This is a genomic window from Phaeodactylibacter xiamenensis (assembly GCF_965229835.1).
In the GTDB taxonomy this organism is placed as follows: Bacteria; Bacteroidota; Bacteroidia; order Chitinophagales; family Saprospiraceae; genus Phaeodactylibacter; species Phaeodactylibacter xiamenensis.
Genome location: NZ_OZ245931.1, coordinates 142,383 through 167,066, shown reverse-complemented (window position 1 = coordinate 167,066; position 24,684 = coordinate 142,383). Strand labels below are relative to the sequence as shown.

Below are 24,684 nucleotides of genomic sequence, written 5' to 3'. Positions count from 1 at the left end.
CAATAAGTACTTAATCGCAGAAGAAGAAGGGTGTCTTTTCCGTCTTCGGAAGAGCACCCTTCTCTTTTGTGAAATGCTCGTTACCAGCAGTTTTACCTCATTACAATACGCTTCACTGCTTATCCTTTGGTTGACAATCCTGATTTTCAACCTCTTAATTCTCTGGATATGCTTCTGTATTTTCCAAAACGCCTTTGGGGCAATATCCCTATCCCGCTGATCCTGGCATTTTTGCTATGTGGTATGGGCCTCCTGCCTGCTCAGGCCCCAAAACTACCTCCTGATCTGAAGCTGCACGCACGGGTCAATCAGTACGATGCGGAACACTTCAATCTGCTGACAAACCGGTACAGCACACCGCTGCAAGCCGGGAGTAATCCACTTGCCTTACCCGGTAGCGCATGGGCCATTCAGCTAGACCTGGAACCCCTTCCCGGTCAGCCAGATATACTGGAAGGCACCGCCACCTTTATTTGTCAATCCGGGCAAACGCCTTCCGCCTCGGTATCTATCGATTTTGAATTTTCTGACTGGTCCACCGACAACTATGTGCTGATGCCGGGAGCCGTTTACAATGGAAACCGCTTCCCTTACCGGCGCATCCGCTACTCGCCCAAACTTTTGGACCCAAGGGATATTGGCCCCAACATACCCACAATCATCAGCGATGTGCCCAAGCTCAACGTAAGCGACGGGCCCTCGCGCATCCAACAGCGGACGGGCGATATGACCTTGCCCGCTATTGGGTTCCATCACCCGGAAAAACAGGAAGGCCTATGGCTGCTGACCCCGCCACAGACCCGGCTTGGCGATTCCGGCATAGACATCACAGAGAACAGGGACCGGGACAAAGCGACCATTAGCCTCACCGCTCCTGTGGTGCGTGAGCAATATAAATACCGGATTACGGATAGTCGCTGGCCCTCCGATGATATACCTGCGGATTTCACTGCGGGGGACACCGTTCAGATTACCTTTCAGTTGCACTTGTTTTCAGCGTCTGAACTGCAAGGGCTATTCGATTACTACACCCATATCCGCAAAAGCTATCTGCCGGCAGGTAAGCACCGGCTAATTCTGCCCTTTTCCGAGGCCTTTCCCGTACAGGAAGCCAAATTTAACCGGCTGAACTGGGAAGACGAGCATGGGTATTATTCGGTGGGCCCCCGCAATATGTTCCTCCAAGACTGGCAGATCGGCTGGACGGGCGGTATGATTTCCACCCTACCCCTGCTGTGGGAAGGGCATGATACCACCCGGCAGCGGGTGCTCCGGCAGTTCGACTGGCTCTTTCCGGACGGGCTTGCTCCTTCCGGGCTGTTCTGGGACTCCGGGGAACATGGTGATCAATGGTACGGGGGCGACATTCGCAAGCCACACACCAAAAACTGGCACCTGATCCGCAAGAGCGGTGATGGGCTCTACTACGTCCTTAAGCAACTGATGCTGATGGACAGCCTGGGGATTACCCCAAAGCCCAACTGGGTTGCCGGCACACAGGGCGTAGCCGATGCCCTGGTGAAGATTTGGGACAACCATGGTCAGTTTGGGCACTTCGTAGACAACCCTTCCGGGGAAGTCGTTGTAGGCGGCTCCACGAGCGGGGGCATTATCCCGGCAGCCCTCACCCTGGCCGCATCCTACTTTAACGAACCTGCTTACCTGGAAACGGCGGAAGCGGCCGGCTGGTACTACTACAAAAACTACATACAACGCGGCCTGACCAACGGTGGCCCGGGCGACGCCATGCAGAACCCCGACAGCGAGTCCTGCTATGCCCTGATCGAATCCTACGCCAGTCTCTACGAAGCCACCGGCAATACAGAATGGCTGAAAATGGGTGAAGATATCGCCCGGCAGTTTGCCACATGGGTCATTGCCTACGACTATCCTTTTCCGGAAAACTCCCTGTTCGGCAGGGAAGGGATGCACTCCATCGGCGCAGTCAACGCCAATACCCAAAACAAACACGGCGCACCCGGCATTTGCACCCACTCCGGGCAGGCGCTGCTCAAGCTTTACCGGGCGACCGGCGATGCTTTTTATGCCGAACTGCTGCAGGACATCGCCCGCAATATGCCACAGTACCTTCCCCATCCTCTCAACCCCATCGAAGGGACAAAGGAAGGTTGGATGTGCGAACGGGTCAGCACCACCGACTGGCTGGAAGGCATTGGGGAAATATCCTACCTCACCACCTGGTCGGAGACGGCGCTTATGCTCACTTACGTGGAAATCCCGGGGCTCTACGTGCAGCCCGACCGGGGCATCTGCATCCCCTTTGACCACGTGGAAGTCAGGAGCCAAACCGAAACCGCGGAAGCCCTGGAAGTCGTTCTTCACAATCCCACCGAAGGTGTAGCCACCGTCAAGGTGCTGGTGGAAAATGCCACCGACCGGGCCCGCCCCCTTGGTGAGCTTGCCCTTTGGAATACTTCAACAACAACCCTGAAGCCCGGTGAAAGCCGCACCCTTCAGTTCAAAAAATAAACAACCATGAATAAGTTTCATACACGACGTATTGTTAGAAAGCAGGTGTTCCTGATGGGGTGCCTGCTCTTTTCCACCCTCTTCGCTTTTGCCCAGGATTTTGAACGACAGCCCGTGGATGCGGTAAAAGCAGTGGCGGATAAGACCCTGCGGGAAGTTCCTTTCGCTTTCCGGGCAATCCTTCAAAAACCGGGCACCTACTTCCGGGGTATGAACACGCTCAACCTGGAGCGGACTTTCCCAATGGGCAAACCGGGCGTGGCTTATGCACTGAGCGTTATCAACAGTGAACGCACTTCTACGCTGCCCATGGAAGTCAGCCACAGCGACGGGCTGAAAATCTGGCTCAATGGAAAAGTCGTCTACGAAAAACAGAAGACCGGGCCCGCAGTAGTGCGGGAAGAAGAACGGGATATCTTTCTGGAAAATACCATTCAGCTGCCCATTCAGAAAGGCAGGAATGAGTTGCTCATTAAATCGGAAACTGCGGGCACCGACTGGAAAGTCTTCCTGCGCCCCCGCTTCCCCAAAGTTCCGGAAGGGCAAAAACAGGACAACGAATGGATGAAGCTGTCCATCGGTTACCTGCCGCATATCACCGAAGATGTGGCAGAGCTGTCCAACTGGCTCGTCATTGGCCCCTTCCCCAACCCGGACCGGGCCGGGTTGAGCACCACTTATCCACCGGAAGAAGGTTTTGTGCTTGGAAGATTATACGAATACGGCGGTCAGGAAATCGCCTGGCAGTTACCAAAAGTGGAAATCCTGGCAGACGTAATTGATGCGGATCCGCTCTGGGGCACGCTCTACGACTGGAATTACCATACGGCGGGCTACGCCTGGGCTATCCGAAACCTGGGCGAGTTTACCGGAGAACAAAAGTATGTGGACTATCTGACTACTTATTGCAATTTCATGTTTGATATCAAGCCATACATCGGTTACGAGAAGTATACCCTGCACCGGCCGTATTCCCGCCACACTCATCTTTGGAATACGCCCCTGCTGGACTTCACCTCCGCTCCTGCCCTGCCCTTTATTTACCGCTTGCGCAAAGACAATAACTTTGACCGTCAGGAAGAATATGAGGCGCTGGTGGAGGCCACTCAGGATTATCTGATGAAGGAGCAAATCCGCCTGCCCGATGGTACGTTCACCCGGGAAACGCCCTTTAAGTACACTACCTGGGTGGATGATATGTTCATGGGCATACCGTTCCTGTTGCAATCCGCATTACTTACCAAAGACCCCGCTGAGCAGCAGCAATACTTCGACGATGCCGCCAATCAGGTGATAGGCTTCCAAAAGCGGGTGTACGACCCGGAGATGGACCTCTACATGCACGCCCAGTACTCCGAGCGCCCCGAAGTCAAGCTCCCCTACTGGTCCCGTGCCAATGGCTGGGGCATCTGGGCAACTACGGAGGTTCTGCTCCACCTGCCCAAGGACCATCCGAAGTACAAAGACATCCTGAAAATTTACCGTGATCATGTGGACGGGCTGGTCAAGATGCAAGACCCTGTATCCGGCTTTTACCACAATGTCCTCAATCGTCCTGATTCCTTTGAGGAAACTTCCGGCACCGCCATTTTCACTATGGCCATTGCCCGTGGCATCAATCAGGGATGGATCAAGGATAAAGAGTACCGCCCATACGTACTTAAGGGCTGGAAAGCCCTGGATAGCGTCATCGGGGAAGACGGGACCGTGAGCCAAATCTGCATGGGCACCATGTGCACCGAAGATGTGCAGTACTACTACAAGCGCCCGGTGGTAAAAGACGACTCCCATGGCTTGCTGGGGCTCATCTTCGCCGGCATTGAAGTCCAAAAACTACTGAACAACTGATAACTCTGAAAGCCTTAGCCATGAAACCATTAGCCTTAGTCACCATTTTTGGGGTAGCTGCCATTGGATGGCTTAATGCCCAAACCCCAAACCATAACACAACCCATTACGAAGCTGAAATCCAGGCGCTTCTGGATGCCATGACTCTGGAAGAAAAAATCGGACAGCTGACTCAAATCAGCAATCACTTTGACATCACCGGCCCTCCCCCCGATGAAGGGGAAAATAAAATCCGGTACGACTTACTCAGCAAGGGCCTGCTGGGTGCCATGCTGAACATCACCGGAACCGAAAATACCCGGGCCATTCAGGAAATGCACCTGAAAGCCAACCGCCACGGTATCCCCCTGCTCTTTGGGCTGGATGCGCTGCACGGGTACGAGACGTTGTTCCCGGTACCTATTGCTGAGGCCAGCAGTTGGGATTTGGAAGCCATATCCACTTCTGCCCGCATCACCGCCCGGGAAAGTGCCGCTGCCGGCGTCCACTGGACTTTTGCCCCAATGGTGGATGTCAGCCGGGATGCCCGCTGGGGCCGGATCATGGAAGGTGCCGGGGAAGACCCGTACCTGAATGCGCAGGTAGCCGTTGCCAAAGTGAAAGGTTTTCAGGGCGATGACCTGTCCTCCAATGCGACCATAGCAGCCTGTGCCAAGCACTTTGCCGGGTATGGTTTTGCGGAAGCTGGCCGGGATTACAATACTGTAGACATGAGCCGGCAAACCCTGCATAACGTGGTACTGCCACCTTTTAAAGCCTGCGTGGATGCCGGTGTGGCGACCTTCATGGGTGGGTATCACGAGCTTAATGGCGTGCCGGTGACCACGCATGCCTACCTGCTGCAGGAGGTACTGCGGAAAGACTGGGGCTTTGAAGGCTTTGTCGTCTCCGATTACAACTCGGTGAAGGAAGTAGCGAGTCACGGACAGGCAGCTGATTTATCAGGTTCCGCTGCGCTTTCCCTCCAAGCCGGGAGCGATATGGATATGGGCTCCCTGACCTATCATTACCACTTGCAGGAATTAGTGGCTTCCGGTCAATTGGACGAATCGGTCATCGATCAGGCAGTGGCCCGAATCTTGCGCGTCAAATTTGAGCTGGGGCTCTTTGATGACCCCTATCGCTACTGTGACGCTGAACGGGAAAAACGCTGGCTCTCTGCTCCTGAGCATCAGGAAGCGGCGCGGTCGATCGCCCGTCAGTCCATTGTTTTGCTTAAAAATGAGCAGGAGCTCTTGCCCTTATCCCGGCAAAATCGAATTGCCCTGATCGGCCCGCTGATTAAAGACAAAGACAATCCGCTGGGCAGTTGGCGGGCGCGCGGCATAGACAGTTCCGCGGTGTCTATTTGGGAAGGGCTACAGTCGGCCTGGCCGGATGCCCGGTGGAGCTACGCCAAAGGCTGTGGCATCACAACGGGTGCCCGCAGCTTCCGCGACCGCCTGACGATCGACTACGACACCTCGGGATTTGCGGAAGCCCGCCGGGTGGCAGCGGAGGCCGACCTGGTGGTGCTGGCACTGGGGGAAGACTGCTTTATGTCGGCAGAAGCCCGCAGCCGGGTGCACCTCGACCTGCCCGGTGTCCAACAGCAGCTGCTGGAAGCGGTTTACGAAGTCAATCCAAACATCGTCCTCGTGCTTATGAATGGCCGTCCGCTCGACCTGAGCTGGATGGACGAGCGCATCCCAGCCATCGTGGAAACCTGGTTTTTAGGCAGTCAGTCCGGGCACGCCATAGCCGATGTACTAACCGGAGCCTATAACCCTTCCGGGAAACTGCCGGTCTGCTTCCCCCGCTCCGTAGGGCAACTGCCGCTTTACTACAGTCAGAAAAACACCGGCCGCCCCGGAGACGAAAATCATCCGCATATTTTCTGGTCGGGCTATATTGATGAGCGCACGGATGCCCTTTATCCCTTTGGTTACGGATTGAGCTATACCGAATTCACAATCAGTGACTTAAACCTCAATACTTCGACTCTTACACCGGGCGAAATACTGACGGTCAGCCTCACCCTTACGAATACCGGCGACCGGGCGGGACACGAGGTGGTGCAGCTGTACACGCGCGATCATACGGGCAGCAGTACACGTCCGGTGCGGGAGCTGAAGAGGTTTCAGAAGGTCTTTCTGGAGCCCGGGCAGCGCCGCAAGATAACCTTTGAGCTTACGGAGGCTGACCTGGCTTTTTATACGGCTAATGGGGAGTGGGAAGCGGAGCCGGGACGCTTTTCGGTCTTTGCAGGCAACAGCTCTAAGGCGGACCTGGAGGCGGAATTTGAGCTGGCTGCGCCCCGGTAGGGCTTGGGTACTCTAGAGGGAAGTAAACAACATTAAGACACCAGTGCGACTAAGCCGAATTAGTGGTTAGTTTTTTGCTCCTGAAGCACTTGCAAATACTGCATATTAAATGGTCAGGTATTTACGGCTCAATCAACCAGACTTCTGTAAGTCATAGTTTTACATTCCGTACCTACGGCACGGGATATTCTTTTAGTGTGATTTTTTTACCCACATCAGACCCCTAAGGGGGTCAATTGTAGAATACAAACCCAATGTTCAAATCAGTAAAGCCATTACAACGAATACCTATCATGCCTTTTCGCTATTTTGTTTTACCCTTGATGCTAATACTATGTGGCTCCATGTCTGGTCAATCGCCCTACCGGGATTTTGACAGCAGCCTGATGCCCCATGGTAATGCTTTTGAAAGCTGGGAAAGTGAAGCTGAGCCCGATCGTACTTTTTTCGTGGACCAAAATCATCCGAAGGCGAGTGATGACAACCCGGGTACAGAGGCGCGGCCCTGGCGCACTATTGGAAAAGCGGCGGCGGCTTTGCAGCCCGGGGAGCGGGTGCTGATCAAAAGCGGGACTTACCGGGAAGCGGTACATCCTGCACGGGGCGGAACAAGTCCGGAGAAGATGATCACGTACGCGGCGGCGCCCGGCCACCGGGTGGTGATTAGTGGTGCCCGGGAATTGCCTTTGGAAGGATGGGAACCCGGCAAAGGGTGGCGCTACACCGGACAGCGGCACACCTACGAAGATACTGAAAAACCACCCCTGCAAATCTGGCAATACGATCTGCCATCGGAATGGTTTATGGGCTACAACCCCTTTGCGCTGCGGAACCTCGGGCAGGACCTGGAATGGGTGGACTATAAAAACATCAATATGCACGCCCACTTTCAGCGCCGGGGCCGCCTCTTTTTGGATGGGCAGTTGCTGAAGCAGGCGGAGCATCCGGTAGACCTTGCCGAAGCGGAGCAGGGCGCGTACTGGATTGAGCACAACGGGCTGCGCTTGCATGTCCGTTTCCCCGGGCGTACCGGGCCTTCCGATTACATGTCCATTGAAGCGACCGTGCAGGAGCAGATCTTTGCGCCGAAAGCCTACGGGCTGGCCTACATCAAGCTAAAGGGGCTCAACTTTGAGAAGACCGGCAATGGGTTTGCCATGCCACAGCGCGGCATGGTCTCTGCCCGCCGGGGCAACCACTGGATCATTGAGGAGTGTACCCTGGAATGGGCCAATAGCATCGCCCTTGACCTTGGCAACGAAATGTGGCACACCAATTCACAGCCCGGGCTCGGCGACCACATCGTGCGCGGGAATACCTTCCGCCACTGCGGCACCGGCGGATTGCAGGCTAATGGTGCCCGTCAGTTGCTGGTGGAGGACAACCTCTTTGAATACATCGGCTGGCACGATGCGGAGCATGGCTGGGAATCGGGTGCGATCAAATTTCACCGTGCCCGGGGGACGCTGATCAGGCGAAATGTATTCCGCCACATTACCTACGCGCCTGGTATTTGGCTGGACTATCTTTCCAGCGAAAACTGCCGGGTGACGAAGAACATCTTTTCCGATATCACCACTGCCCGGGGTGCCATTTATGTGGAAGTCAGCCGGGGTGCTATACATATTGACCACAACGTCTTCCACCAACTGCGCAGTCAGTACTGGATCAGTGGCGACTACGGTGCAGGTGGGAATGCTTTTTACACGGATGGCTCAGACAGCATCCACTTCCACCACAACCTGGCCATTGATATCGAAAATACCGGCTACGGCTCCTACCTCAATCCGACCCGCATCGTAGCAGGCAGAGGGGGTACCGCCCGCGCGCAAAGCGTAAAAGACAATATTTTCATCGACTGCCGCAAGCACGCCATTGAGCTGCCGAATGCCCACAACCACACGGATGGCAACCTCTTCGCTCAAATACCCAGTGGATTTTTGAAGCTGACCAATCCTCCACCCGCCCTGCTGCTCGACCTTAAAGCGTGGCAGGGGTATTTTGGCTGGGAAGCACAGGGTAAAAAAGTGAAAGCCCATGCGACCTTACATACCGATGAGCTTCGGCTGAAATGGGAAACCAAGCCTGTCTTCGATTGGGATGCAGGCCCGTTCTCGCTTAGAAATGGAGGCCGGGAAATAGATATTGATCCCAGACAGTAGGAATAATCTTACTTAAATGGTTTGGTGTTCTAATTTCCTCTTTGCAGGAAGTATTGCACGCCTATTGATGCTCCTACCCGCAATCCACTGTTGGGCAATGGGCCATCAAAGGAACCATTCCATGGATTAGCCCCATTGACATTCGTCCAAATATGGTAATCCAGACCGAGGCCCATGTCAAAAGCTAAATTGGGTGTCAGGAACCAATTAACACCCAATCGGCTGTTCAGAAGGGAGATTAATGTATCTCTTTCCGATGAAGAGGACTCGAATCTTAAACTAGAGAAGAGGAATCCAGTCTGACCATACCATCGCCAATGCTTTTGTTCATTGCTGAAATAATGGCGCAAGTATGGAGCGATGGATAGCCCATTACTTTTATACTGTACTTCTCGATTTAGATTTTGTAAATGATAGGCACTTAATTCTACACCTACTAAAGTATGTTCACTGAGAAAAAGCCCCAAATTAGGCCTCAAGCGCATCTGAATGATGTTATTCCGAACAGAGACCCCGCCTAGACCCGAGTTAATTATAAAATCTCCTTTGCTGAAGGCAGATACTGCAGACCGCCATCGAGCTCTGTCTGCCCTGTTCATAAAGGGCTGTAAACCAAAAAACAATAAAATACCATTTGGCATTCGTGGCCGGACAGAATAAATGGCCCTCACATTAAATGCGATATGCTCATTCAGGAACCTATTGAATCCCAGCCGAAATCCATAGGAGGAAAGTGCTGGGTAATTGATTCCCAATATGCACCTTAGACCAGCATAGTAACTATTCTTTGTAGAAGCAGAGTTAATATAGTACCTAACTTCTGGTATGACCTCTGACGGATAAACACTATCATCAAAACCTCTAATCGAAATACTTCCACCAACCATCCAATGATCAGTAACCATCAAACCAAATCTGGGAAAAAAATCATAACTGAAGCCAGTCCGAGTCTCCTCTTCTGCAAACAGATAATCCAGTTCAGCTCCCCCCCTTACTGTGACGGAGCCCTTTCCAATCTGACCGAGGAGCGAGGTATTAGCCGCCAGGCAAAGCAAAGAGAGCAGTATTAGTTTTTTCATTTGGTAATCGTTTAAAGCAATAGAGGGCGTTTATCGGCAAAAGATACTGAATCTCCATACAATCAGCAATGCTGAATAAAAGACAGGGCAAATTAGCCAAAATTTCCTGGATAAGCTGGAGCAGAGCGGGAAGCTCTACCCCAGCAGCCATAGCGCTTAAATGCAGAGGGTTGCCCCCGGGATTAATGTTTGTGCAATTTGTTATGCCCACGAATGGCAGGGCAAACTAACCAAAATATGAACACATCAGGAAGCACCTCTCATTGGGTGGCAGTTTCCGAAATTGTATGTTTAACTTTGGTGGTTGTCGCAGGCTGCTCCGAGTTGGGGCTCAATTGCCTAATTCCCCCGTTGCAGGAAGTACTGCACGCCTATTGATGCCCCTACCTGGAACCCACGGTCAGGCATTTGCTCGTCAAATGAACCTGACCAGTCACTCGTCCCCTCCGTATTCGCCCGGAGATGATGGCTCAAATCCAGCCCAATATCAAAAGCTAAATTAGGCGTCAGGAACCAATTGGTGCCTAAGCGGCCACTCACAAGGGCAACTGATGAATTCCTTTCAAAAGAAGATGACTCGAAGTTTGACCCGGCAAAGAGGAAACCCGCCTGACCATACCAACGCCAGTGTTTTTGCTCCTTACTGAGGTAGTGCCGGAGGTAAGGGGCGATGGATAGCTCAGTAATCGTTCCCTGGTTAACTTTTCTTAAATTGCCAACAATAGTATTAAAAGAGGCGTTGAAATTTACACCTATCAAAGTCTGCTCACTAAGAAATAACCCCAGATCAGGATTGAACATCATCTCTAAGAAACTGCCTCTGTAAGAGACGAAACCAAAACTGGAATTAATCAATAAGTCGCCTTTGTCAAAAGCAGAAGCTGCCGACTTCCATCCGGCTCTGTCCCCTTTGTTCATAAAGGGCTGTAGCCCTAAAGATAGCAGCAGGGTATGATCCTCCCCGGGTTGTACCGCATAAACAAGATTGGCATCAAACGCGACCTGCTCGTTTATAAACCGGTTCAACCCTAACTGGAACTCATAGGTGGAGTAATCGCCCCCTTCTGAATTAAAGCTGTATCTGAATCCACCGTAGTAATTGTTTTTTTCCGAGCCCGGATTGAAATAATACCGCACCTCCGGCGCAGCAAAGTAAACGGCACCACTGCCACCGATTCCAACTACCCCCAGGCTTGTACCCACCAGCCAATGGTCTGTGAGCATCCATCCAATTCGGGTCCCTAGTTCATAAGTCAGCCCGCTATATTCTTCTTCGGCTGCAGATAAGTATTGCAATCCGGCTGCTCCTCTTAAGGTAAGCGCGCCTTTTTCAATTTGTGCCTGTAGCAATGCGTGAGAAGACAGACAGAGCAAAGAGAGGAGTAATAATTTTTTCATTTGGTAAGATTTTATAGCATTAGAGATGGTTTGCGCGCTCTATAAATATTCCGGTATTTTTACGGAGATGCGCTCTTCTCAACACAAGATAGTAAATTTCAAATCAACTTGCAATGTTGTCACAAAAAAGAGGTATGAAATGGGGCAGATTGGGACTACAGCCTAATCTTTTGGTGCAACTACTTCCTTCGCAAATTTCCATGCCACTCCAAAAGTGCGCGACATAAGCCCGAATAGGTTACAAAAGCCCCTTGCAGGCTACCCTCCCAAAGAATGGTCTGTTTTTTTACCACCATTCCAATCAGGATGAATATTTTTAGGAGCACACTCATCAAAACCAACCGGAATATGCGGATCCCATCTTTTTCTTACTTACGCTTTTTTGGGGCCGGACTTGCCCTGAGCCTGCTCAGCAGTTGCGGGGCTGATCAAGCGGCCGGCAACAGCGATGACTACACCATTACGGTTTACAATCCGGAAACCACCACTTTTAAGGATGCAGGCTTTGAGACCGCTATCCCGGAAAACAGCAAGCCGGGATGGGCACTCTACGACGCAGAGGCAGAAGCCTGGCTACCCGCACAGCAGGATGACCTGGATAATGATGGTAATCCGGAAACGCTGTTTTTCCTGGCTGACTTAGAAGGAAAAAGCAAGCGCGACCTGACCTGGAAGCCGGCTCCTGATGACTTCCCGGTTGTACAGCGTTCGCAGATCGTCTTCAAGGTGCAGGACCGCCCATTTGCCCCGGAGACCGCCCGGGAAATGCTGGCAGATTATACCCAACGCGAAGCCCTGACGGTGCCCGGTGATATTACCCCGCAAAACATGTGGGTCATGTTTGAAGGCCCGGTTTGGGAAAACGACCTGGTGGCTTACCGCTTTTACATGGACGACCGCTTCCGTACCGATATTTATGGCAAGAAAGTCCGGGACATGGTCATGGATACGGTGGGCTGGGACTACCACGACCTGAAAGACTGGGGCTCTGACATTCTCAAAGTGGGCAACTCCCTGGGCATTGGCAGCCCCGCCATCTGGTACCGGGAAAAAGCCTATGCCCTTTCTAAAACGGCAAAAAAGGATATTGAAATTATAGCCAACGGCCCCCTGCGGAGCATCCTTCGGGTCACCTTTGAGGGGCTGGAGGTGGACACCTTCCGGCTGGATCTTACGGTAGATTTTGAAATACAGGCCGGCCATCAGTGGACGGAGGTGCGCATGCAGTCCAAAAACCCGCTGCCGGACGGGATGAAGTTTGCTACCGGCATCGTCAAACATACCGACCAAATCAATGCCAAGCGGTACGATGGCGTACAAACCTACTACAACTGGGACAATCAGTCCTACCACGGGCAGCAGCTCGGCTTCGCCCTCATGGCCAGGGAAGCTCAGGAACCCGTGCTCTACGATAGCGAACTCGACCACCTCATGATCCTCAATGCCAGCAACGAAGCCGCCACCTACCGCTTTATGGCGGTTTGGGAAGAAGACCCCATGCAAATACGCGGCATCCGGGAATTCCGGGAACACCTGGAGCAGGAGGCAGCACAGTGGGGGACAGCCTTCCGGATGGAAAGCAATAAATAGTGCCTTGAAAACAGCTAAATCGATTCAAATTATGCCAACCGAAATCAACCGAAGACATTTTCTGACCATGCTCAGCAGCCTCTCCGCAGGTACCGCCGTGGCGGGCAGCACCCTTTGGAGCCCTATTCTAAAAGGTGAAAAACTCAAAATTGCCCTCGTGGGCACCGGCATCCGCGGTATCACCTTTTGGGGGCGGAGGCTGGTGGAAAAATATTCCGACATCCTTGAATTTGTGGGGCTTTGCGACATCAACCCGGGCCGGCTGGAGTTTGCCCTGAAGGAAATGCAGGTGAGCTGCCCGACCTACGCCAATTTCGAAAAGATGGTGCAGGAAAGGAAGCCCGACCTGGTGATTGTCACTACCAAAGACTCCAACCACCATGAATTTATCATTAAGGGGCTGGATATGGGCTGTGATGTGCTGACGGAAAAGCCCATGACTACCGATGAGTTCAAATGCCAGGAAATCATTGATGCCGAGCGCCGGTCCAACAAGAACCTGATCGTCGGTTTCAACTACCGCTGGAGCCCGTACATGACTAAGATCAAGGAACTCCTGATGGAGGAAAAGATCGGCAAGGTCACCTCGGTGGACTTCAACTGGTACCTGAATACCTACCACGGGGCGTCCTACTTCCGGCGCTGGCACGGGCTGCGACAGGCGGGCGGTACGCTATGGGTGCACAAAGCCACCCACCACTTTGACCTGCTCAACTGGTGGCTCGATTCCGACCCCGAGGAGGTCTTTGCCTACGGCGACCTGGAGCACTACGGCAGCAATGGGCCCTTCCGGGGCAACAATTGCCGCGACTGTGAACATACCGACAAGTGCGCATTCCACTGGGATATCACCAAAAACGAGTTCCTGACCAACCTCTACACCAAAAACGAGCACCACGACGGGTACATCCGGGACAACTGCCTCTTCCGGGATGAAATCAACATCTATGATAAAATGTCGGCACAGATCAAATACGCCAACAACGTCTTCGTCAACTACTCCCTGACCACTTACTCCCCCTTTGAGGGCTGGCGCATTGCCTTTAACGGGACCGACGGCCGCCTGGAAGCCTGGCAGGACATCCCCTATGTAGCGGAGCAAGATATCAGTCAAGCGGAGATGCACGCCGCAGAAATGAACCAAAACGGAGGCGAAATCAGGTACAAACCCCTTATTGTTCATAACCTCTGGAATGACTACGAGCGCATCATGGTCGGTAGTGAGCGTGGCGGCCACGGCGGCGGCGACAAGCGCCTGCACGATAAAATCTTTGTCCACCCGGAAAAGAAAGACCCCTACGACCGGGCAGCCGGCGTACGGGACGGGGCTATGTCTGTGCTAATCGGGGTGGCCGCCCGCAATAGCATTGAATCGGGCCATCCGGTCCGTATTGCCGAATTGACGGACCTGCAGCCGCGGGCGAAGCGGATTTAAGACTTTTTTTAAGCTACAATGAGAGCGGGCATCCGAAGGGTTTCGGATGCCCGTTTTGAGTTTGGTCCTTGCAATCCCACAATACTACCTGATTCTCACCACGCAGCCATTAGACACAAGGATCATCCTGAGAATGAGGCTTACTGACGCGTAAACGTCACATCCACCCCAATAAAGGTCACTACAATCTCATCGCATTCATTGCTGGTTACATCGAATTCAGAGGAGAAGGAGGCACCACCGTCTGAAACGGTCACTGTAAGGGTCATTCCACTGGCCACATAGGTTTTATCGGCAGTGGAAGAGCCACCGACAACGGCGTCATTGGGGTCAATCAGCGTACCATCTGCCTGAAACTCCACCACATCATTGGTGGTGGACACTTCCCATTCGCCTACGATATTCTCGGAAAGCGCAGGAGCCGTGCAGTTATCATCATCGTCATTACAGGCAGAGAACACAAACAGGCTGGAGAGCAGCATTAACAATAAACTTCTTTTCAGTAAAATCATTGAAGAGCGTTTTTAACGGTTAAAATAATATTTCGGGTACGAAGATAGGGATAAATTCCCATTTTTACAGCCCTGCATTGCCAGATGAGGATGAACAGGCTCCTTCACTACTCCACCCAAACCGTCACACCACCCGGCTCCAACTGCCGCCCGCCTAACAGCACTTTCGCACCATCCGGCACCGGCGCTTCCACGGCCTTCGAACTGTAGTTGACGGCGACATAAACCCCGTCCCGCCATTCGGTGAAGACGTAGGGGGGTAGATTAAGAATTTTAGCCCCGGCTTTGCCAAAAACTGTACGCAACACCTCGTACTCCAGCTCCCAGTTATCCGACCATACGCCGGTGTAGGTCACGCTGCCTGCGCCCAGATCGCGGGAAACTACGGCTGGTGCGCCTTTGTAGTACTCGCTGTCGTGACTTGCCAGTACCCTTGTACCTTCCATCGGGGACAACACATCGCCCCAAATATGCCAGGGATAGGTCTTGCCCCCCATACTTACCTGTCCGGGATATTTGGCTGGGAGGTGGTCGTAGTATTCCACCCGGGCACCGATCAAATCCCAGATGGGCTCCTGCAGCAGGGCTTCCCAAATATGGCTGTTGTGGTCTTTAGTGCCAGTGCGCACACTCAGGATCAGGTGGCCGCCTGCCCTTGCGTAGTCTTCCCAGATTTTTACCTGCGACGGATCAATCATGTGCGCGGCGGGGACTACCCAAAAAGGATATTCCTCAGGGTCAACCGCTTCGCCGGGGCTGACGAAGGTAACCGGAGCGCCCAGCCGCTTCAGGTTTTGGTAGTAGGTATAGTGGTGCGCCCAGCTGTCCCAGTCGCTGTGGTGGGGCTGATTGCCCAGGCTCCAGAGGTTATCCTGTTCCCAGTAAAAGGCGGTTTTGCGGGCTTTAAGCGCGGCAGGCATAGTCGCATCGGCTTTCAGGTCGCCGCTTTTCGTAAGCTGTTGTAATTCTTCAATAAACTGTACGTACTCTTTCCCGCCGCGGGCTACCGTCACCCCATCGGTCTCCATGACGCCTTTGTGGGTTTGTTCCCCGCCAAAGAGGGGCTGCCGAAACCGATAGGTGCATACAAATTCATCGCCCAGCCCAAAGGCGTGCCAGCCCCACATACGCACCGCACCGGGCAGCGGCTGCGGATTGATGACGCCCCAGTTGATTTGGCCGGGTTGCAACTCCATGATGCCGGTGTAGCCGTTGACCGACTCCGCAAATTCCTGTGAAAAGGCCAGCTCCAGGCCACTCCCCAACCGATGGGCCGGGGGGCCGCCTTCATCGCTCAAATACCCGCTTGTCAGGTACATGGTGTGAGCAGCAAAGTCGAAGTCATTCTGGTTCAGGAAAGGGTCTACTGAAGGCAGGAATTTGAAATAAGCGTAGTTGGTGGTTACCCACTGCCGCTTGTCCACCAGGCTTTTGAGCAGATCGGACTGAAACCGCAGGGCTTCCGCCAATTCCTCGGCATTGAAGCGCTGAAAGTCAAGCAGCGCATGAGGATTTGCCCCCTGTGGTGCCCGGTTTTTATTGGGAATTTGGACCTGCCCAAAGTGATTGTAGGATTGGCTCCAAAAGACAGCGCCCCAGGCGGCGTTTAAGCTGTCAATGCTACCGTACTTTTCCCTCAGCCAATCCTGAAAAGCCCGCTCGTGCCCTTCGGAATAATCATACAATACGCCATAGTGCGGCTCATTGTCTACCTGCCAGCCCCAAGTGCGCTCGTCCTGCCCGTAACGTTCTGCTAACTTCCGCACAATGCGCTCGGTGTAGTAGCGGTACGTTGGGTGGTTGTAGGATACGTGCAGGCGGCTCCCGTGGTGCTGCGTCAGCCCCTGATCGTTGACCGTCAGGATTTCCGGGTGCTTTTCGGTGAGCCAGGCGGGTGGCGTAGGCGTGGGGGTGCACATGATGACTTTTAGCCCGTGCTTGTCTGCAAGCCCGACCGCCTTGTCCAGCCATTCAAAATCAAACTGTCCTTCCTCGGGTTCCATCATCGCCCAGGCGAATTCCCCGAAGTGGGTAAACTGAAAGCCCAGTTCCGCCATTTTGCCCAGATCGCGGTCCCATTGTGCTTCGGGCCAGTGCTCCGGGTAGTAGTAGGCCCCCACGGGCATGGGATGCCCAAAATCATAGGGCTGTGCCGGTAGCAGGCTGTAGCCAAAAATCAAACACCATGCAAGGAATAACTTTTTCATGGACCTTAGTCGTTTTTCTCGTTCAGTAATTCGTAAACGGGCTGCTCGTCCCGGAAAAACACGCGATAGCCTTCGGTGCCGTCTTCCACGTCCATTACACCGTCTTTGACGCGAAGGTAGGGGCTTTCATACACAGCGCCCCCTGCCCAGTTCTCAAAATCCAAACGCGTGCCATCAATGCGCCCGTAGGCTTTCAGGCGGTCGGGGCGGTAGGTCATTTCCAGCTTTTCGCCCAGCGTGGATTGGTAAGTGAGGGTCTTGGTCTTTTTGAGGCCCTGAGTTTCCAAATCAGCAGTTTTCAGGCTCGCCAGCACGGCATTCAAATCCGGATGACCGGCTCCTTCCAGCACCTCCAGAGCGTACCCGGACTGCTGCCCCGTGACAACCAGGACGATGTACTGTTCCAGTACGCTTCGCCAGGTTTTGTCTTTCACTTTGGCAATGGCCTCGGCAGAGGCGTCAATCATAAAATAATCAGTCCCTACGGGCCAGACCGCCACCCAGGTATTCGGGGCTTTCCAAATCAGCTGCCGGTCGGTTTCCTTTGCCAGCTCCACTTGTTTGGGGATGAGCAGCCAGGAGGCAGCGCTGTATTTCTTTTGCTCCCAAAAGGCTTCCAATTCATCTTCAGCGGGTGCGCTTACCGGTTGTAAGGGCTCTGTGGCGTACTTCCAGCGGTTGGCCAGCTCAAACTCACGGGCCTGTGCGGTGTCGGGCAGGTGCCAGGGGTTAATGCGTTGGTCAGAAATCTGGAAGTCCGGATGCTGTTTTTCATCCAATTCGGATGGAGCAGACAGGAGCAGGAGGGTGTTTTTGCTGTGCAGGGTCTGCGTGTACGGGCTGTGCCCGGAAGTCGTCAACCGCAACGGCTGACCACCGGTAAAGCCCAGCGGGCCGTCCTCCCCTTCCACAATGAGGGACCAAACCATCTGCTGATTGGGATTGTCGACGATGCTCATGTACACATTGCCCAACCCGAAGGTGTGTGACCGGTAGAAGGACTCCTGAAAGCCATTTTTACGGTCCATGTGGTAGAACGGGCGGGTCATGCGGGCCTCGTAGGGCAATACTACTTCTCCTCGTGCAATCTTCGAAATAATGGTATTGGGCCGGTAGCGCGTTGTGGCCTGATGCACCGTGGTCACCGCTTCCGACAGATCACGGCTGACGTCATCAAAATAGCCCCAGAACAGCTTTTCCATTTTGTCGGGCTCGCCTTTCGGCAAATAGCCACGCTTCATCCCACCAGCGATATGCCCGTCTACAAGCTTCAGGGCAGTGGTGGCGAAGTAGTAGTCGAGGGTGAATTTCGCCAATGCCCGGTCCTCCGGCTTTTTGGCAAAATCGTAAAGGTTCATATACCCTTCGATGGAGTAAGGGTAGTAAATCTGGGAATCGTACTCTCCGTTACCGGTTTGCAGCATGCGTTCGGCGTATTCGGTGAGAAAAGCCCGCACCCTCGTCTCTGCTTCCGGCAGATCGTAGCCGGAAATTTTGGTCCCTTCGGGCATCCATTGGCTATACACCATGCAGGAAGTGCGCCACATGGTTTTGTGGTTTTCCGTCCCCCCATCGATGGTATTGCCGCCGAGCAGAGTCCCCTCCTCTCCTACCAAATCATGGGGATGGCTCATGGGTGCATACTCCCGGTTGCCATCGGAAGGACGGCGTGTTTCCTCGTAGTCCGCTACAGCATCATGGAATCGGGCTTTCCAGTCCTCTCCCATTTCATCAGCCAGGTATGGATAGAACCGCGCCCAGTTGTTGCAGGCAAAATGGTACTGCTGCCGGAGATTGCCGGGAATGCTTAGAAATCCGCGGGCAAGTGCATCACCAGGATGGAGCAGCAGCTGCGCCGTAGCCGATTGTAATTCGTATTTCAGGGGGTCGCCCCCGAAGGCAGAAATTTCGCCCTCTTCATTGCGTGCCTTTGGGCCGAAGTAGCCGGTATCTCCCTGCTGATAGGCCCTGCCGGTATAAGGCGAGTAAATTGTTTCGCCCTTTACCGCCCAGGTTTTTACTGGCAGCCCGGTGTCCGGGCATTTGGAGTTGGCCAGGCTGCGTTGGGCAAAGCCTTCGGCTGCGATCCGGGGCAGCATCGGCGCCATGCGCATTTGCAGCCCGGGCTCATCCGGGTAGCTGTCTACGGACCAAAGGGCGGACTGTGCAGGCAGTAGGCTGCCTACTGCAAAGAGCAGGCATAAGCTGAGTAGGATTGGTTTCGTCATAATTGTTTAAGGCGTCTTCTGAGCTTCTAAAAATCGTTCGATGAGATAGGCGTAGGGGTAATTTGGATTGTGACTCGCTGCGGTCAATTGATTCCGGACATCCGCCGGCAGTTTCCGGTCTTCCCAGAAAGACAGATAGCCCTTTAGCTGATTTCGGGTCATCAAATGATAATGGGGCAACAAGCGTAGTGCACTGCCTTCCCCGGCTTTTTCCAAACCGGTAATAAGCAGGGTCCTGGTGTTGACATCCAGTTGCCCATAGGAGCCGTACAGCTTTTCCTGCCAGCGTTCTTCTGCCCAGTATTGTGATGGCAACTGCTTGAGCATTTTTGTCCGGAACAGCGGGATACTGCCGGTAAACAATTGCAAAAGACGGGTGGAGTAGGTGGCGTAATCTGAATCCCTTAGCTGCTTCAAAGCATAAAACTGATAGTCCGCCCGGTCTGAATATAGAAAACGTTGCTGCATTGCTTCATCCCACAGATTCGGCAACGCTACTTTGATACTATCATCGGCAGTACCGTGCACCAACTGCCAGATGGTGTAACAGGAATACAGCGCTCCCTCCACCACCGCATCTTTGATGGCTTTTTTGGTTGCCCCACTGACCGCATCCACTTCCTCACCTTTATAAGTGACCTGCTTTTCCGGTTCGGCATTAGGGTCGAAAAGGTCAGATAGTTTTTTCCTGCGGAATACCGCATTTTTATTGAGCAGCAGTTCGTGCAGCTTCAGGTAATCCGCTTCCTCAAACAGATCGTGATCGTATTTAGTGAGGGGGGCGCCTTCGTACAGCCCGTAGCCGATATAAGCGCCCAGCAGGTTCCAGTAAATCGCAATGCGAACGGGCTTGCAGATGCCATCAATACAGACCGGGGTTTGCACGTCTGCGTAATACAGGCGAGGAGCGCCACCGGCATCGCGGCATAGTTGAACGGGGTGTTCCAGTTCATGCTGTGGGTCAAATACGCTGAACGCCTCTTCCGTTGACCGGATGCCTTCGAAGGCTTGCGGCATGTTGGTATGCACGGCAACGGGCAGCGGGTCCGGAGTCAGAGACACACCCGACCATAACAGGCAATAAAGCAGAAAGAAAATCAAGGCCTTGTCCATTGCTGCGATTCGATTAAGTCCCATAATTCCTGCAGGTGATCGGTGTAGATCGCTCTGGGCTTCACTTCGTGCTTGATGCAAAGAGCAGCCGCGTGGCCTACTGCTGCGCCCATTTGCCCGGTGGTCCGCATAACACGGGGGCCGCCCAACCCAATATGGGAACAGCTAAAGCAGCGGCCAGCCATAAACAGGTTGTCTATATTTCTGGAGTACAAACTCCGGTAGGGAATGTAGTACCGGTCGGTGCGGTAAAAAAGGGCTTCCGAAAGAAAATCCGGCTTCTCTTCATCCCGAAGGTTCCGCTGATAATGAACGTCTACGGCCCGGTCTTCCATTACCACGGAGTCTGGGAAGGGGGTATTATTGACCACATCCTGAAAAGTGAAAATATGATCGCCCAGCAACCGGCGGGATTCCCGTTTCCCCAGCAGATAGGACACCCAGGTCAGCTGATAGTGGCTGTTTTCCGGGAGTGCCTTGGCATTGGCAAAGGAACCGTAAATGGCTTTCAGCAGGTGATCGCGGATTTCTTCTCCATCTTCGATTTGGTGCAAGTCATTGCGGGAGAATTCCCAGTACCACTCCCCGGCTGTAGCTTTGTGTTCCCGGGCTACGGCAACAGCCCAGGGCTGTTGAGGAAAGTCGGTCGCCTCCTCTCCCTGATGAGTTTGCCAGAGTATGGAAGAGCCCATGACAAAATTGTCAGCTTCTTCCGGGCTCCACAGTTCGCCCCACTCGTCCCATTCTTCACCGTATTTGTGGACGCTTTCCCGTCCGTAGGAATACTCCGCCCCCGCCCAGTAGCCAATCCAGCCATCGCCCGTGGCATCGACAAATAAGGGGGCACGGAATCGCTTACGCTCATTGGTTGCCGTATGCCGGGCGTCCACGTATTGAATGGTGCTGTCTTCGGATACGGCATCATAGGCACGCCAGTTGAGAAAGAGGTCGATATTTTTATAGGCTTTGACGTTTTTGTCCCGCTTCTCTTGATCCTTTTTGGCTTCCGCAGAGCCATTCGGGTAGTGCTCGGTGTCCAGCAGGCGAAGTATGCGTTCGAATTTCCCGTAAATCCCGAGGGTGTGCACCCGGATTTCGCTGCTGGCATTCCCACCCAACACGGGGCGATCGTGAATCAGCGCGACTTTTAAGCCTTGCTCGGCTGCGCCGATAGCAGCAGCACAGCCTGCAATACCGCCGCCGGTTACCACCAGGTCATAGGATTTCTCCCTTTCCGGAGCCAAAGGTTCCTGATGCATTTGGCGGCGCCATTCGGCTAGTTTTTTGCCGTAACCGGGCGGTGGCACCTCACCCCGACTCAGGAATATGGCATCGCAGCGCCCATTGAAGCCGGTCAGATCGACCAGCTCAAGGTTGGCAGTCCCGGCTTGAAGTTTGGCTTTGCCAGCGTACGCCCAGCCCCAGCCGGGATTACGCCCCAGTGTGTCAGGCAGAACCTCGCCGTTTACTTTTAGAAGGAATTGACCGGGCGGTGCCCAATTGCCAGGCGCCCAGTCCTTGGTGCGCGCCCAAACGTGGTAGGTTCCGGGCTGCTCAATTTCCACTTCGGTGCGGGCCGGGTCCACCGGCTGCCCCATGCCGTGCGCCATCAGGTAGGGTGAACCCATTTGCTGCACGAACTGCGGGTCGACCACCCAGCCACCGGGGTACAGAAAGCTTTCGGCTTCCAGCAGAATGCCTTCCTGTGCGGTACTCTGAAACACGCTGCTGCATAACAACAATGCAAATATCCAGTATTGATAAACGTTTTTCATCACTCGGTTTTTAGCTCCGTAATGGGTGTGACGGATTTTTGATGTAATTATTAAGCTGCATACCGCATTCTCTTTTTCCAATATTGCTCGTATCTGCCCGCAGACAGCTTGAGCGCACGGACGATAAGCATATCATCGGCATGCACATTAAGCCACCTCATGCCACTACCTCCCAAACGGGCTTTGATCAGCGTCTTGCACCCTGCCTCTACGGTGCCGGAACCGATAGGCAGCCCTTTTTCCTGCATTTGAAAATAATTCATCCGGTGCTGCTGGTTTTCCAGGTATACAACTTGCTGGCGGGCGATTTCGCGCCGCTTCTGCGTCTTGACACCCGCAGCCGCCTGACGCGCGCGCTCCACAACGAGGGCTGCGCCGCCCGGCTCGTTCAGCAGCGTACTCTTTTGCTGGCTTACCCACTGCGCACGTTTTTTGGAGGGCAGGGGCATTACTGCAGCCAGTTTGTAAAGCCGTTCAGTGACGTGGTAGTAGTCCGTTACCTGGTAGTCGGTTAACCGCTCCAGCTGTGTCCAGTTGTCGGGCGCCCCATCTGCAACCCCCACGTAAACCGGCCGTAGCCCAGCCTCTTCGAACTGTGCCTTAAGCCGCTCAGCCTCTTCTTCCAACAGATGGGTGAAAGCCCCTTTTTTCTCTTGCGCGCCAACCCCCAAGTAAATAGAGTGCAGCAACTTGCCCTCATGCCCGTAAAGGCTGATTACGCCGCACATCGCTTCCCGGTAGCCCGGTTTGCGCTTAGGCTTGCCAGGCAGGCCGTCAAGAAGGTGCACCATCGCACCGTCCCGGCTTATGCTCACTGAGCTGACCCCGCAAAGGCTTACCTCTTCCGGCATGGCGTAAGACCAGCGGCTTTCTACTTCTTTAGCGTGGCGGCTGATGCGCAGGCTCACATCACGCACAAGGTCTTTGCTCACTTCGACTTCATGGTGCTCCTTAAACCGGGCTGACACTTTCCTGGCTGAGCCCTCACAATAGTCGCTAGCCAGCAGCTTGGCCAGCCGTGGCGTCGATTTGCCTACTATGCCTGCCGTGCTGTCAGCTGGTACGTAGCTCACGCCGCCACAAACAGGCTGGTAGACGTGGCGCTTGACGCAGACTTTGCCGTAAGGTGTGGACATTAACTTTTTTTTCGCCCCTTGCTCGAAAGGCGCTGCCCTTTGTGGGTGATGGCAGTACCATCCGTATCGAAACGCTCGGCGGCAGCGCGCGTGGCGAGTTTGCCTGCTTCGTTTAGGGCTAGCTGTATCGCTTCTTCCTGGCTCAGCATGCTGCCGTTAAGCTCCATATCAACCTCTATCGTGACCTTACCCCCATCTTGCTTTACTATTCGTGCGCTCATACCTTCTTTTTGCTTTAAGATACGTATCTTTCTGTACATCAAAAATCCGTCACACCCTCCGTAATTCTTTCAGTGTCTGCTCATCCACCTCCCGCAGAAGCCCCTGATCACTCGGGCCTACGTTGAGCAGCAGGTTGGCTTTCATCTTTTGGGCCACGCTCAGGTAGTGCAGGATTTTCTCCTTTTCCAGGACGGATTTGTCCCAATCGTGCCAGAACCAGTTGCCGGAAGGGAATTTTTTGTCGCCTTTGGTGGACATCGTGGTTTCGATCTGAAGCGGCAGGTAGCGGTCCTTGCCCAGCCAGTTCCAGACTTTCTGGTCATCCGCCACTTCGGTGTACTTCTCGCCGCTGCGGATATCAACCGGATGCAGGGGCACACCGGGATAAGCGGTGGTGGAATTATTCATTACCAGGCAATCCGGCTGCAGGCTTTTGATGAACTGATAGACGTGGTCCATCTGCCAGCGGTAGGCGCCTTCCATACGCCAGGCTTCTATGAATTTTTGATTGCGGGCGACGTTGAAGGCTTCCTTTTCGGCCTCGCCTTCCAGTTCCTTATTTTTCTTTGACCAACCGGTCTGCTGTTTTTTCCAAAAGCCGTCAAACCACATTTCCACGATGGGCCCATAGCCGGTCAGTAGTTCTTCCAACTGCCGCTTCATGAAGTCGATGTAGGCCCACTCGTCTGTATCGTGGCTCTTTTCGTGCCGGTCCCAGAGAGAGTAGTAAAAGCCGACCTTCAGCCCGTATTTTTCGGCGGAATTGACGACTTCTGCCACCAGGTCGCCTTTCCAGGGCGTTGCGCTGACGGAATACTTTGTTTGCTTCGTGGGCCAAAGACAGAAGCCATCGTGGTGCTTGGTGATGAGCACGACGTACTTCATGCCCGCTGCCTTAGCCGTGGCACACCACTGATCGGTATCCAGCTTGATGGGATTGAACTTCACCGGGTCCAGGGTGCCGTCGCTCCACTCCGTGTCGTAGTAGGTATTGATGCCAAAGTGGATGAATAGCCCGAAGCCCATGTCCATCCAGGCCTGCTGTGCGGCGGTGGGCTGTACTTCCGGATCGGCGGTTGAAAGGGGCAAAGTGCTGTTCGCTTGCCCAATACCCCACGCAGGAAGGGCCATTGCCCCCAGCCCGGAGGCGGCTATTTTTTCCAGGAATGATCTTCTTTCCATTGCT

The 24,684-nt window shown here is 53.8% G+C and carries 16 protein-coding genes; 6 read left to right on the top strand and 10 right to left on the bottom strand.

Annotation, left to right across the window (positions count from 1 at the left end; all coding sequences use genetic code 11):
* Positions 1 to 168: 168 nt before the first annotated feature.
* The 4 genes from ACO08I_RS00615 (at position 169) to ACO08I_RS00600 (ending at position 8,803) form a co-directional block, all read left to right on the top strand.
* Positions 169 to 2,490, top strand: coding sequence for a hypothetical protein (locus ACO08I_RS00615; RefSeq protein WP_421948162.1), 2,322 nt, complete (start codon positions 169 to 171; stop codon positions 2,488 to 2,490).
* Between the two features lie 6 nt (positions 2,491 to 2,496).
* A complete protein-coding gene (locus tag ACO08I_RS00610; protein WP_421948161.1) occupies positions 2,497 to 4,338 on the top strand; it encodes a glycoside hydrolase family 88/105 protein in 1,842 nt (613 codons plus the stop codon).
* A 20-nt stretch (positions 4,339 to 4,358) separates the two neighbouring features.
* Positions 4,359 to 6,641 (top strand): beta-glucosidase BglX, encoded by a 2,283-nt coding sequence (bglX, locus tag ACO08I_RS00605; RefSeq protein ID WP_421948160.1) that lies wholly within the window; start codon positions 4,359 to 4,361, stop codon positions 6,639 to 6,641.
* Between the two features lie 344 nt (positions 6,642 to 6,985).
* On the top strand, positions 6,986 to 8,803 hold the full coding sequence (locus tag ACO08I_RS00600; protein ID WP_421948159.1) for a right-handed parallel beta-helix repeat-containing protein: 1,818 nt from the start codon (positions 6,986 to 6,988) through the stop codon (positions 8,801 to 8,803).
* Between the two features lie 29 nt (positions 8,804 to 8,832).
* Here the strand turns inward: ACO08I_RS00600 and ACO08I_RS00595 are convergent, their stop codons facing one another.
* Together ACO08I_RS00595 and ACO08I_RS00590 are read right to left on the bottom strand one after the other, a co-directional pair.
* Positions 8,833 to 9,882 carry a hypothetical protein gene (locus ACO08I_RS00595; RefSeq protein WP_421948158.1) on the bottom strand — a complete coding sequence of 350 codons (1,050 nt, stop codon included), beginning with the start codon at positions 9,880 to 9,882 and terminating at the stop codon, positions 8,833 to 8,835.
* Positions 9,883 to 10,221: 339 nt separating this feature from the next.
* On the bottom strand, positions 10,222 to 11,280 hold the full coding sequence (locus ACO08I_RS00590; RefSeq protein WP_421948157.1) for a hypothetical protein: 1,059 nt from the start codon (positions 11,278 to 11,280) through the stop codon (positions 10,222 to 10,224).
* Between the two features lie 348 nt (positions 11,281 to 11,628).
* Here ACO08I_RS00590 and ACO08I_RS00585 point away from each other — a divergent pair, with 348 nt between their 5' ends.
* Entirely contained in the window at positions 11,629 to 12,870 is a 1,242-nt protein-coding gene (locus ACO08I_RS00585; protein ID WP_421948156.1) for a DUF4861 family protein, read from the top strand.
* A 31-nt stretch (positions 12,871 to 12,901) separates the two neighbouring features.
* A complete protein-coding gene (locus ACO08I_RS00580) occupies positions 12,902 to 14,305 on the top strand; it encodes a Gfo/Idh/MocA family oxidoreductase (protein ID WP_421948155.1) in 1,404 nt (467 codons plus the stop codon).
* Between the two features lie 140 nt (positions 14,306 to 14,445).
* Here the strand turns inward: ACO08I_RS00580 and ACO08I_RS00575 are convergent, their stop codons facing one another.
* The 8 genes from ACO08I_RS00575 to ACO08I_RS00540 all read right to left on the bottom strand — a co-directional run bounded on the left by ACO08I_RS00575 (position 14,446) and on the right by ACO08I_RS00540 (position 24,680).
* Positions 14,446 to 14,817 (bottom strand): hypothetical protein, encoded by a 372-nt coding sequence (locus ACO08I_RS00575; protein WP_421948154.1) that lies wholly within the window; start codon positions 14,815 to 14,817, stop codon positions 14,446 to 14,448.
* Between the two features lie 107 nt (positions 14,818 to 14,924).
* The gene (locus tag ACO08I_RS00570; RefSeq protein ID WP_421948153.1) at positions 14,925 to 17,024 is read right to left on the bottom strand and encodes a beta-galactosidase; all 2,100 of its coding nucleotides are present in this window, start codon (positions 17,022 to 17,024) and stop codon (positions 14,925 to 14,927) included.
* Positions 17,025 to 17,029: 5 nt separating this feature from the next.
* Entirely contained in the window at positions 17,030 to 19,252 is a 2,223-nt protein-coding gene (locus tag ACO08I_RS00565) for a hypothetical protein (protein WP_421948152.1), read from the bottom strand.
* A gap of 6 nt (positions 19,253 to 19,258) precedes the next feature.
* The gene (locus tag ACO08I_RS00560; RefSeq protein ID WP_421948151.1) at positions 19,259 to 20,365 is read right to left on the bottom strand and encodes a hypothetical protein; all 1,107 of its coding nucleotides are present in this window, start codon (positions 20,363 to 20,365) and stop codon (positions 19,259 to 19,261) included.
* Positions 20,350 to 22,140 (bottom strand): FAD-dependent oxidoreductase, encoded by a 1,791-nt coding sequence (locus ACO08I_RS00555; protein WP_421948150.1) that lies wholly within the window; start codon positions 22,138 to 22,140, stop codon positions 20,350 to 20,352. Before ACO08I_RS00555 ends, ACO08I_RS00560 begins: the two co-directional genes overlap by 16 nt.
* Before the next feature lie 50 nt (positions 22,141 to 22,190).
* On the bottom strand, positions 22,191 to 23,276 hold the full coding sequence (locus tag ACO08I_RS00550) for a hypothetical protein (protein ID WP_421947395.1): 1,086 nt from the start codon (positions 23,274 to 23,276) through the stop codon (positions 22,191 to 22,193).
* A complete protein-coding gene (locus ACO08I_RS00545) occupies positions 23,276 to 23,497 on the bottom strand; it encodes a hypothetical protein (protein WP_350177394.1) in 222 nt (73 codons plus the stop codon). The genes ACO08I_RS00550 and ACO08I_RS00545 overlap by 1 nt, the downstream gene beginning before the upstream one ends.
* Before the next feature lie 49 nt (positions 23,498 to 23,546).
* Positions 23,547 to 24,680, bottom strand: a complete 1,134-nt coding sequence (locus tag ACO08I_RS00540) for an alpha-L-fucosidase (protein ID WP_421948149.1) — start codon at positions 24,678 to 24,680, stop codon at positions 23,547 to 23,549.
* Positions 24,681 to 24,684 lie beyond the last annotated feature (4 nt).